Source organism: Aquabacterium sp. A7-Y, assembly GCF_026153205.1.
GTDB lineage: Bacteria > Pseudomonadota > Gammaproteobacteria > Burkholderiales > Burkholderiaceae_C > Caldimonas.
Window position 1 is genome coordinate 1 of the sequence record NZ_JAPFBW010000065.1, and the last position, 11,745, is coordinate 11,745.

Below are 11,745 nucleotides of genomic sequence, written 5' to 3' on the forward strand. Positions count from 1 at the left end.
CGTAGCTGGCGTCGGGCTGCGTCACGCGCTGCAGCAGGCCGGTGGGGTAGTAGTCGTACTGGGTCAGTTCAGTCCCGACGGTCATGGTCTTGAGGCGCTGGCGCAGGTCGTAGGTGTACGAGGTCACCACACCGTTGGCGTCAATCTGCTGCAGCACCTGGCCATGAGCGTTGTACTTGGTGAACCGGGTCACCTGCCCGGCGGGATTGGTAACCTGCTTGAGGTCGCCCTGGGTCCAGTCGGCGGTGGTGTCGGGGTAATACTCGTAGCGGGTGACGTCCGCCACATCCGTGCGCGGGCCGTCTTCGGTCAGGACTTGGCCGTACTGGTTGTAGGTATAGATCCACTGACGGGCGGCGACGCCAGTGGCCACGGGTGCAGAGAAGCCCTGCGAACCATCGACATCGGTGGTGGCCTGTTCGACCCGCTTGCAGACCACCGCGATGGGCTTGCCGTCGAGCAGCTTGGCGTCCGCCGGAGCGCAACTCGCCACCGCATTGCCGTCGAACGGGTCGGGCTGACCGTTGTAGACCGTCGTGACGATGCGCCGGGGCTCCGCCACCTTGGTTTGTAGCTGCCACTCGGGGTGCCATTGGGTGCTTATCTTGCGCGCGTCCGCCGGCAAGGCCGCACTGGCCCCCGTGTACGAGCTGCACACAGCGGCTTTGCTCAGCCCCTCGACCCTGACCGTTTCAAGATGGCGACTCAGGTCGTAGTCGTAGCACGTGCGCCTCTGGTTGAAATCGTCCCGGCTGGTGACGTTGCCCTGCGCGTCGTAGCCCGCCTCGCTGACGGAGGCGCTGCAGCCGGCGCCTGCAGGCTGGCTGCGACTGCTAATACGGGGGACACCGCCTACGTCGACGATACTCCACTTACTCGTCCCTCCATTTGGCAAGTGAAGTTCGGACGAAGCAGGCACTTTCCACCCATGGGTGTATCGGACAAGCCAGGCCTGTTGGTCATATTCAACCGTCGTGGCCCGAGACGGGGGCTGGGCGTAGGTCGTGCTGTACCGTGCGACACCGCCGGCGCGTTCTGTAGAGATGGCTCGCCCCTCGCTGTCATAGCTAAAGGTCGATTTCCGCTTCGCGTTTTCGTCGATCACGCCTGTCAACGCCCACGGGAGGTCGGCCCGCTCGTACAAAAACTGGCGGCTCTTGCCATCAGGCCAGTGCAATGCAGCTAAGTTGCCTCCAGCGTCATATTCCATGCCAAACGGCTCGCCGGCAGTTCCGATAATCCTCTTCACACGTACCGTGCTGCCCGCCTTCTCATACTCGAAGCGCACTTGCCGTCCGCGACTGTCTTGCACCTGGATCAAGTAGCCCGGTGCCGGTGCCACCGCGAATGGGGTGGAGCCGTCGCTGTAGCGGAAGGTCAGAGTCGCGCCTCCCTGGAGGGCGACATGGGTTAGCCTGCCTTCCGGGGTGTACGTCTCAATGGCACCGGAGCTGGCATCGTAGTACACGTAGCCCAGACTACTTGAGAGCAAACGGTCGTGGACGCCAGGGGTGCGGGGACTGAAGATGCCTTGCCCATTCCCACTGAAGCTGACCAAGCGTCCATCGCCACGCGATGCGGTGGCCACCAAGCCCCTGGCTTGTGAAGTAATACGGCGGTGCCAATTGCTCTGCCACAGCTCCCCGAAGCCGCCGGCGTCCATCTCCACGCCGATCGCTTGAATCGAAGGCCCACTGGTATCGGGAACGCGTCGCGCACTGTCGTAGCTGAGCTTCAACTCCCAGCCTTCCAACGCGACACCCAATCCAACCGTTTCACGTTTGCTTCCGACGGACGGATAGATGGGGTTGCCGACGCCGCAGCTGTCCGTAGGCAAATAGGCATCCGTCCGAGTAAAGCTGCGAATCAAGAAATTCCCGACATTCGCGGGAGTATTCGTAATGGCTCTATTAGTGATGGTGTTGAATAAGTCACGGCCAGCATAACACCACGAGCCATTTGGCACGATGTAGTGGATGCGCGTGATGGTCCAGCCAGGCTCTGCATGAGAGGGATAAGTTTCAACATAGATGGGCTCGTAGCGTTGGCACGCGGCTTCTGCGGTGCTCGCCCACGAAGTACACTCGGGATTAGGAGGCGATTGCCCAGTAGCTCTGCAAACGCTGTAGGCCATCTCCGCCCAGGACAATGAGGGCCATAAGACGCTGCAGGCAATTGCACTTATCTGCAATGCTTGCAACGAAAACTTCAAGGGGGTCATGGACCAGTAGAAGCATCCTTTAAGCCGGCGGATTATTACTGCTGAGGTGAGCCGGCGGCGCAGTTCATATATGTAAGTGCTTATCCAGCTACCTGATTCTGCTGACACGTTCTCCTTGCATAGGAATTTCTCGGCGTAGCGGCCGACAGGCATAGGAAAAGATATGTCGGAGGCAGCCATGCTTTGCTGGCGGGCGTCATTTGCTGGTCGGGACATCATGAGGTCCTCTCCCGAGGCGGGATTGTTGTTGTGGTTTGTGGTCGGGGCAGGGCGGCCGTTCATTGCAGCCCTCCGGTGACAGTTTGCAGACGGCCTAGGGCGTCGTAGGCGCGGGTCATGTTGCGCATCAGCACGCCGGCAGGGTCCTTCACTTCTTCCTGAGTCCGGTTGCCGGCGTTGTCTAAGGTGTAGCTCACCGTGTTGCCCAGGCCGTCGTGGAGGCTGACCAGGCGATGTGCGTCGTCGTAGCGGTACTCGATGTAGCTGCCATCGGGCTGGGTCACCCGCTGCAGCAGACCTGTCGGGTAGTAGTCGTAGGTCGTCAGCTCGCTGCCGACCGTCACCGACTTCACTCGCTGGCGCAGGTCATAGCTGTAGGTCGTTACCACACCGTTGGCGTCGCTCATGCTCAGCACCTGGCCATGAGCGTTGAACTTGGTGTACTTCATCACCTGACCGGCGGGATTGGTGACCTGCTTGAGGTCACCCTGGGTCCACTCGGCGGTGGTGTCGGGGTAGTACTCGTAGCGGGTTACATCGGCCACGTCGGTGCGTGGGCCGTCCTCGGTGAGCACCTGGCCGTATTGGTTGTAGGTGTAGCTCCACTGGCGTGCTGCGACGCCGGTGGCCGGGGTGGCGGAGAAGGCCTTGGAGCCGTCAACGTCGGTCGTCGCTTGCTCGACCCGCTTGCACACCACCGCAATCGGCTTGCCGTCTGGCAGCTTGGCATCGGCAGGTGCGCAGTTAGCGATGGCGTTACTGACAAAAGGATCCGGCTCGCCGTTATAGACCGTCGTCACAACGCGTCGTGGCTCGGCCACCTGGGTCGGCAGGCTCCAGTCGGGATGCCACTGAGTGCTCACCTTGCGAGCCTCGGAGGGGAGGGCGGCTGCGGGTGCCGTGTAGGTGCCGCAGGTCGCTGTATTGGACAGGCCTTCCACGCGCACCGTTTCGAGGTTCCGGCTCAGATCATGTCCGTAACAGGCGCGTTTGCCGTTAAAGTCGTCTCGGCTGACTACGTTTCCCTGTGCGTCGTAACGAGCTTCGCTCGTGGCTGCCTCGCAGCCCGCGCCCGCCGGCTGACTGCGGCTGCTGACACGAGGCGTATCGGCGACTGTGGCGACGCCCAGTTGGTTGACGCTACCGTTGGGGAGCATTACAGCGGGGGCCTGGGGGGCAGCCACGGTATGGATCCGCCAAATGACATTGGCCGCCTCGTCGTAGGTCTCCGTCACCGTTCTCAACGGAGCGCTCGCATAGCTCGCGCGATAGCGATTGACCCCCCCGGCGTGCTCGGTTGAAACCGCTAGACCCTGCAAGTCGTAGCCGAAGCTCGAAAACCTCGTATCGCTCTCGTCGACGACGCCCGTCAATGCCCACGGCAGGTCGACGCGTTCGTACACGTAGCGGCGCGTCTTACCGTCAGGCCACAGCAGGCTGGCGAGATTGCCGGCTCCGTCATACCCTACGCTGATCGACTCCTGTGTGGGGCCGACAATCTTCACGATACGGGCACTGCCCTCGCTGGCCTCGTACTCGAATCGGATTCCCCGACCGTGTTCGTTCCGCACCTCGGTCAAGTAGCCTGGGCCCGGTGCGATCGTTGAGGGTGTGGCATCGGTGCTGTAGATGAAGTTGAGCCGTGTGCCGTTTGCGCTGTCCAGCTGCGTCAGGCGGCCTTGAGTCGTATAAGTCTCGACGGTGTTGGTTACCAGCTCGTGGTAGCGATAGCCGTTCGGCACCTCCTCCAAGCGGTCTCTCACGTCGAGATCCGGCGTGAACACACCCGCGCTATTGCGTTTGAAGCTGATCAGGCGACCATCGCCTCTCGCGGCCGTCACCCCGTGGCGTCCTGCCGACACAGAGAGATGTCGATGAAAACTGCTCAGCCACAAACGACCGAAGGAAGGTGCATCCGGGGTACCCAACGGCACAGGAGGATCATGTGGCCGCCGACTGCTGTCGTAAGTCAGTTCGAGTCGCAGAGAACCCAATGTGATGCCCGTGTTGACCACTTCCCGCTTCCCGCCGACGAGGGGGAAGATTGGATTGCCAACCCCGCAGCTGCCGCCTTTGCCGTTTTGGTATACGTTGATGACTTCAACGGCCCGGTGATAGTACTGGCGCGATGGATAGCCGGTGCTCTTGTCGCCGTTATTGCACTCGACCTCATACTTCATTCGAGCAAATCCGTGCTGCCCATCAGGTCCATAGTCGGTAACAACAACCGATGCGGAACGAATACCTCGTTTTGTGACCTGCGTGCAGGATCCCTCAAGCAACTCCGCATAGTATCTGTCGCGATGGTCGTCAACCATGCCTTTCTTGTCTGCTGTCCAGGGGCTCGAGCATGCACCGAGCCCTGTCCAGCAATACTGGTCCCTCCATTCAATAGGCTGCGCGGAAGCGGGCAGGGCGAATAGCAGAGAGCCGTTGAGCCAGAGAGGCAGAAGCGCTGCTAGCGGGTTGTAAGGTTTAAATCGAAAGACATGGAGTGAGTCAAGAGGCCGTTTCGCACAAGTTCGCGCAGGCCATGGCTGCTGCCGCATAGGGAGCACTATCGCCGGTGACCTTTGCGAGACAACAGGGTGCTCCTGGTGTCGTTGATTCATCAGTTCTTCCCCCGCAGCGTCGTTGTTGATCGATGTTTGTTGCTCGTTATTCGGCTCAGGACCCCGTGAGAGGCGGTAGCTCCCCGCGGCCTGGCACATTCCCGCACTCACCGCCTGGGGCGTGCTGCTGCCCGGGTGGGTGGTGGTGATGCCGCTGATGCGGCCTTGAGCGTCGTACTGGTAGTCGAATTGGCGTCCCGAGGGATAGGTCAGTCCTAGCAGCCGGCCGCCTGAGTGCCGCTGGTGGCCCAGCGGTAGCTCAAGGTGTCAGCGGCGGTGCAGGTGGTGCCGCGCCCCAAAGCTGGCAGCGTCGCAGCAGCTGGCCTTGCGGGTCGTAGGCGAACTCCGGGCGGCTGGTTTGCACGGCGCTGGCGTTGCGCTCGGTAAATTTCCAGGAATCTGCATCGAGTAGATTCACGTCTCGGAGTTCCGCCACTGCTACAACGCCTCACCAAACCAGCCTCCATGCGGGCTGCCAAGGTTTTACAGGTCCAACCACCTATTGGTTTAAGAAATTTCCTTCTTGAATTGATTTGAATTCAAGCCAGCGCTGCTTGGCGACCTCCCCGCCATCAAAGCTGCCTATCGGTATACAACCAAAATTGCAAAGTATATTTTCTATATTATTGAATCCCATTATGCGAGCCATTTGCGCCGGAGTTTCGCCAAATTCATTTTCCAACGTCAAATTTGCGCCTTTACTTATCAGGAGTCTTACAGCATCCAGGCTTTCGCCGAGCACGGCGTAATGAAGTGCAGATAACCCGAGATCGCCTATAGCATCTATATTCGCTCCAGCCGATAATGCATTTTCGATGTCGTCGCAATGGCCGGCAAAGGATGCTAGATGAATAATCTGCGATCCAAATATTCCTGCTTGACGAACATTCGTCAATTCGTCGCCAATGAACTCCACATGATTTGAGTAGCGTGATAATAATTCTTCGATCATAATGCTTCACTTGCAGTCAGTGCAGTTCTTATTATAGCGATCTTTTAGCGCTTTAATTCTATTTTCTAGTTCGATAAGTTTTTGAGCATGCCTTCCCGGAGTGTAGGTGGCGTCGAAGTAGGTGTATCTATCTTTTGCGTTTTGCAGCCTGTCGATTGCTTTTGACAAATCAGAGCAATTCGCTTCCGGGCCAGGGTTCGGTGCCTCGCACCGAAATTTTGCAGCTTCATATTGACGTTGTCTTCGGTTGTCGGCGTCGTGCATCGCCGAACTCTGGTTGTTCGTTTGCTGAGCTTGAGAGCTATACACTCCCCAACTTACGGCCGTAATCGCACAAGCGCAAAATAAGTAATAGGGGCCACACGCTACCGCAGCGGCCTGCGCTTGCAGTCCTAAGGGGTCAGCAGCGCCCAATGGGTTGGCGTCCACATATGCGTAAGTATTGATTCCTCCATCCAGTCCGATCGGATCAGATTGGACGTAACGACCTGCGTGCTGGTTGTACGTCCGGAAGTAGTTATACGCAGTCGAGGTCTCTTGATCAAAGTACTGCCCCGGGAACCTTAGGTGGAAGTCCAAACGTTGTGTCGTTGCTTGGCCCTGAGGCGCTCCGTTGGCCGCTGCGATGCCGAAGGGTTCGCTGAGGACGGCCCACTCCCAGCGCTTGGCGCCCGTCGTGTCGGTGATCAGCCGCGGCGTGTTGAGGTGGTCGGTGTGGACGTAGCGGACTTGCGGCAAGTTCGGCGTGGTGCCTGCCATTCGCACCGGCTGGGTCGGCGTCGCTCCGGTGATTACGGCTACCGGCATGTCGTACAGCCAGATGTACTCGCGCTTGACCAGTTGGTTGGCATCACGCTCGGCGATCAGCTGCCCGGCTTCGTCATAGTGAAAGTAGGTGTCGCTGGAGCCGACATACGCCGGCGGGCTGTAGGTCACCGTGCCGGAGGTCAGCGTCGAGCCGGCCTTGCGAATACGCTGGCCCAGCCCGTTGTGGCTGTAGACGTGGCGCGCCATTGGCCCATAGCTCACATTCATGCGCCCGGTCACCACCAGCCCCTCGCCGGTGGTGTAGGCGTAGTTGATGGTGCCCACGGGGTTGGCCGGATCGACGGTGATGTTGCCGGTGGCATCCGTCGTGATCGGCTGCGCGGCTTGGCTGTCCTGCTGCACGCTCTGCAGCCGGTTGCTGGTGGCCGGGTAGGTGTAGGTGGTGGTGCTGGCCCCGGCGCCGCTCAAGACGCGCTGGGTGCGGTTGCCGTTGAGGTCGTAGGCGTAGCTGTAGGTGGCCGTGGGCAGGACTGCCTGGGTCAACCGGTCCAGGTTGTCATAGCCATAGGTCACCTTGGTCGGTGTGGCGGCCGGGCCGGTGCGGATCTCGGTGATGCGGCTGGCCGGGTCGTATTGCAGGGTGTACTGCGCCTGCTCAGCGCTGATGCCGCTGGCGCCCTGGCCGAGAGTAAAACCGGTGATGCGCCCATCGATGTCAAAACTGCGGCTGTAACGCTGCACCGGGGTCGTGCTGCCGTTGCCGAAGGTAAAGCTCTTGACGGCGTAGCTGCCGACATTGAGCGTCTGGTACTCGATGCCGCTGACCACGGCCTTGGGCGTGCTGCTGCCGGGGTCGGTGGTGGTGATGCTGCTGATGCGGCCCTGGGTGTCGTACTGGTAGTCGACCTGGCGGCCGGACGGATAGGTCAGCCCCAACAGCCGGCCGGCCTGAGTGCCGCTGCTGCCCCAGCGGTAGCTCAGGGTGTCAGCGGCGGTGCAGGTCGTGGCCGCGCCCCAGAGCTGGCAGCGTCGCAGCAGCCGGCCTTGCGGGTCATACGCGAACTCCAGGCGGCTGGTCTGCACGGCGCTGGCGTTCAGTTCGGTGAGGCTGGTGAGCTGGCCGCGGCCGTAGTTCTCGGCCCCGGCCGTGGTGCTGTAGGCGTCGTAGCCATACACCGTCTTGGCGCCGCCCGGCCAGGTGATGGTGGTGGGGCGGTTCAAGGGGTCGTAGGCGTAGAAGATCTTCTGCCCGCGGGAGTTCGTCAGCTCGGTGACGTTGCCGGCGGCGTCGACCTTGCTGATGGTCGCACGCGCAGGCGCCAGGGTCAGGCCTTAAATTTGAAGTCCCGCATGTCGGAACATAGCAGGGTGTGTCACTTAAGATTTAAGGCCTCGTATCTTTCTCTTGCCGAATCCAGCGTAGCCAATGGCACGATGGGCCAGGCCGGTCGGGGTGATGCCGATAAGGCACTGGGTCAAGCGCTTGATGCGCCCAAACCCGCGGGTCAGATGGGCAGCCCTGACCGTTTCTTCGTTCAAGAGACCGAACGGTAACTTGGGCCAAGGCCTGGCCTGTGCCACTGAGCCCGCATACGAGGAAGGTCGGAACGATGGATGGTGTGATTCGCTTCTGGCTGGGCATTGATGTGTCCAAGGCCAAGCTCGACGTTGCTTTGCTGGACGAGCGGGGCAAGTTCAAGCAGCGGGTGTTCGCCAACGAGCCCTCGGGCTTTGCGCAGATGCAGCATTGGTTGAGCGAGCGCGGTGTCGCTGCCCATCAAAGCCGTGTCTGTATGGAGGCCACCGGCCCCTATAGCGAGGCATGCGCGACCGCGCTGGCTGATGCCGGTTGGGTGGTGGCGGTGGTCAATCCAGCGCGCGTCAAAGGCTTTGCACAAGGTGAGATGCAGCGCAACAAGACGGACCGCAGCGATGCGAGTCTGTTGGCGCGCTTCTGCCTAAAGCATGAACCCGAGGCCTGGCAGCCCGTCCCGCCCGAGTTGCGCCAACTACGGGCGCTGGTGGATCGACTGCAAACCATCAAGGACATGCAAGGGCAGGAGCTCAATCGGCTGGAGGCACAGGCCGGCAATCCGACCTTGACGTCCTCGATTCGGGAGCACATCGACTGGCTGCAGCGCTGCGCGGATGCACTGCAGCGCGAGATCGACGATCACATCGACGGGCATCCACGGCTGCGCGAGGACGCCAAGCTGATTGCCAGCATTCCGGGCATCGGCCGGGTCACCATGCCCAAGGTGATGGCCTTCCTGGGCGACGTGCGCCGATTCAAGAACGCCAAGGCGCTGGCGGCCTTTATCGGGGTGACACCGCGCCTGCGGGAGTCAGGCAGCTCGGTGCGGGGGCGATCGATGATCAGCCGAGCCGGACACGCCCAGATGCGCCGTGCGCTGTACATGCCCGCTCTTGTGGCATCCCGCCACAACCCGGCGGTCAAGGCATTTGGGGATCGGCTGCGCGCCACCGGCATGGCGCCCAAGGCCGTCATCGGGGCCTGCATGCACAAGCTGGCGATACTGATCTACGGCGTGCTGCGTTCGGGGCAGCCGTTCAACCTGCAGATCGCGATGCCGAAACCTGACTTTCAAGACGGTATCTGACCCCCGTCGGTCCCTGACCCCCGTCGGTCCCCTCGTCGGTCCCCGTGACCCCCGTCGGTCCCCGAGGTTTAAAGTCACCGCTACTCAAACCCACGAGGCAAGAATTCCAACTCTTGTACTTGTTCACGAACGCTTGTGCTTCCTCTGCGCAAGGACAGAACGTGTAGCTCAGGTGAGCTGATGACGGACGGGCCTTGTGCCAAATGGCAGAATCTATTGTGTAGATAGGCCCACTTTCGCCAAGTGGCGCAAAGCGGCGTTCGTACTACTGCTGTATATGGTGACAGCTTCCGGTGGGGCGCGTTTGCTGCCAGCAATGCAACGATCCGATTATGTGTCACCTGCCTGATCTCGGCGGTCGAGTGAATGGACAAGGAATGGCTCGTAGCGGAGCACTTCTTCCTGGGAGCACCCAATTCATCGTGCTGCCCCAACTCCCAGTTGCGCTGCAACCCGGGGAAGCCGATTTGCGGCGGCATTGCCAGCAACTGCACGTCCCTATCGGCTCCGGCATTGAGGCATTTCTCGCGCCTTTCGCTTCAAATGTTGGCGACAATGACTGACGCTAAAATCCCGATCAACAAAATTGCAACTGGAATTCCAATCATTAAATACGCTTCGGTCTTGAATCTGTTTTTCATCTAGTGTCCTTCAAAATTGCAGTATCCATTGCGCTCCCGCTCTCGTCGCTCCCATTCGTGGTCTTCATAAAAGCAAAAGAAGATGCATTGGGCGTCTTCTATGCGGTGAATTCCTACCACCCGGGGGGGGCGCCACCCCGGGGTGCTGTGCAGCACCAGAAAGTTGTTCGATAACTCGATTCTTATCGCGGTGTACCAGAGTCCTTTTGGGTCAGTATTTTTGATCGGGCTTGCGCCTGCATAGCCATAAGTGTTTATGCCACCGGCTAAGCCGCTCGGATCCGCTTGGCTGTACCTTCCGGTGTAAGCGTTGTAGGTGCGGAAATAGTTATACGCCGTGGACGCCTCCTGGTCAAAGTACTGGCCTGGGAACCTCAGGTGGAAGTCCAGCCGCTGTGCCGTGACCTGTCCCTGCGGCGCTCCATTGGCCGCTGTGATCCCGAAGGGTTCGCTCAGCACCACCCATTCCCAACGCTTGGCGCCGGCCGTGTCGGTGATCAACCGAGGCGTGTTGAGGTGGTCGGTGTGGATGTAGCGCACCTGGGGCAGATTCAGCGTCGTTCCCGTGGTCCGTACCGGCTGCGTCGGCGTGGCCCCGGTGATCACTGCCACCGGTGTGTCGTACAGCCAGATGTACTCGCGCTTGACCAGTTGGTTCGCATCGCGCTCGGCGATCAACTGCCCGCTTGCGTCATAGTGGAAGTACGTGTCGCTGGAGCCGACGTAAGCCGGCGGGCTGTAGGTCACACCGCCAGAGGTGAGGGTGGAGCCCGCCTTGCGGATGCGCTGCCCCAGCCCGTTGTGGCTGTAGACGTGGCGCGCCATCGGCCCATAGCTCACATTCAAGCGCCCGGTGACCACGAGCCCCTCGCCGGTGGTGTAGGCGTAGTTGATGGTGCCGACGGGATTGGCCGGATCGACGGTGATGTTGCCGGTGGCGTCCGTCGTGATCGGCTGCGCGGCTTGGCTGTCCTGCTGCACGCTCTGCAGCCGGTTGCTGGTGGCCGGGTAGGTGTAGGTGGTGGTGGTGGCGCCGGCGCCGCTCAAGATGCGCTGGGTGCGGTTGCCGTTGAGGTCGTAGGCGTAGCTGTAGGTGGCGGTGGGCAGGACGGCCTGCGTCAACCGGTCCAGGTTGTCATAGCCGTAGGCCACCTTGGTCGGTGTGGCGGCCGGCCCGTTGCGGATCTCGGTGATGCGGCTGGCCGGGTCGTATTGCAGGGTGTACTGCGCCTGCTCAGCGCTGATGCCGCTGGCGCCCTGGCCGAGAGTAAAACCGGTGATGCGCCCATCGATGTCAAAACTGCGGCTGTAACGCTGCACTGGAGCCGTGCTGCCGTTGCCGAAGGTGAAACTCCTGACGGCGTAGCTGCCGACATTGAGCGTCTGGTACGCGACGCCGCTGACCACGGCCTGGGCGGTGCTGCTGCCCGGGTGAGTGGTGGTGATGCCGCTGATGCGGCCCTGGGCGTCGTACTGGTAGTCGACCTGACGGCCCGAGGGATAGGTCAGCCCCAACAGCCGGCCAGCTTGCGTGCCGCTGCTACCCCAACGGTAGCTCAGGGTGTCAGCGGCGGTGCAGGTGGTGGCCGCGCCCCAGAGCTGGCAGCGCCGCAGCAGCCGGCCCTGGGGGTCATACGCGAACTCCAGCCGGCTGGTCTGCACGGCGCTGGCGTTCAGTTCGGTGAGGCTGGTGAGCTGGCCGCGGCCGTAG

At 61.1% G+C, this 11,745-nt stretch carries 6 protein-coding genes and 1 pseudogene; 1 reads left to right on the forward strand and 6 read right to left on the reverse strand.

Annotated features, from left to right (window positions below):
* From OOT46_RS30210 to OOT46_RS30230, 5 genes and pseudogenes are all read right to left on the reverse strand, one after another.
* A pseudogene (locus OOT46_RS30210) lies at positions 1-1,870 on the reverse strand (hypothetical protein); the annotation flags it as partial.
* A 629-nt stretch (positions 1,871-2,499) separates the two neighbouring features.
* Positions 2,500-4,758: a hypothetical protein gene (locus tag OOT46_RS30215; RefSeq protein WP_265407334.1), complete on the reverse strand. Its 2,259-nt coding sequence runs from the start codon at positions 4,756-4,758 to the stop codon at positions 2,500-2,502.
* Positions 4,759-5,311: 553 nt separating this feature from the next.
* Positions 5,312-5,470, reverse strand: a complete 159-nt coding sequence (locus tag OOT46_RS30220) for a hypothetical protein (RefSeq protein WP_265407335.1) — start codon at positions 5,468-5,470, stop codon at positions 5,312-5,314.
* A gap of 81 nt (positions 5,471-5,551) precedes the next feature.
* Positions 5,552-6,004 (reverse strand): ankyrin repeat domain-containing protein, encoded by a 453-nt coding sequence (locus OOT46_RS30225; protein WP_265407336.1) that lies wholly within the window; start codon positions 6,002-6,004, stop codon positions 5,552-5,554.
* Between the two features lie 6 nt (positions 6,005-6,010).
* Entirely contained in the window at positions 6,011-7,993 is a 1,983-nt protein-coding gene (locus OOT46_RS30230; protein ID WP_416136280.1) for an RHS repeat-associated core domain-containing protein, read from the reverse strand.
* 389 nt (positions 7,994-8,382) lie between these two features.
* On the opposite strand from OOT46_RS30230, the gene OOT46_RS30235 reads away from it, so the two are divergent.
* Entirely contained in the window at positions 8,383-9,393 is a 1,011-nt protein-coding gene (locus OOT46_RS30235; protein WP_265407337.1) for an IS110 family transposase, read from the forward strand.
* 641 nt (positions 9,394-10,034) lie between these two features.
* On the opposite strand, the gene OOT46_RS30240 is transcribed toward OOT46_RS30235, so the two are convergent.
* A partial coding sequence (locus OOT46_RS30240) for an RHS repeat-associated core domain-containing protein (RefSeq protein WP_322114312.1) occupies positions 10,035-11,745 on the reverse strand: 1,711 nt, incomplete at its 5' end.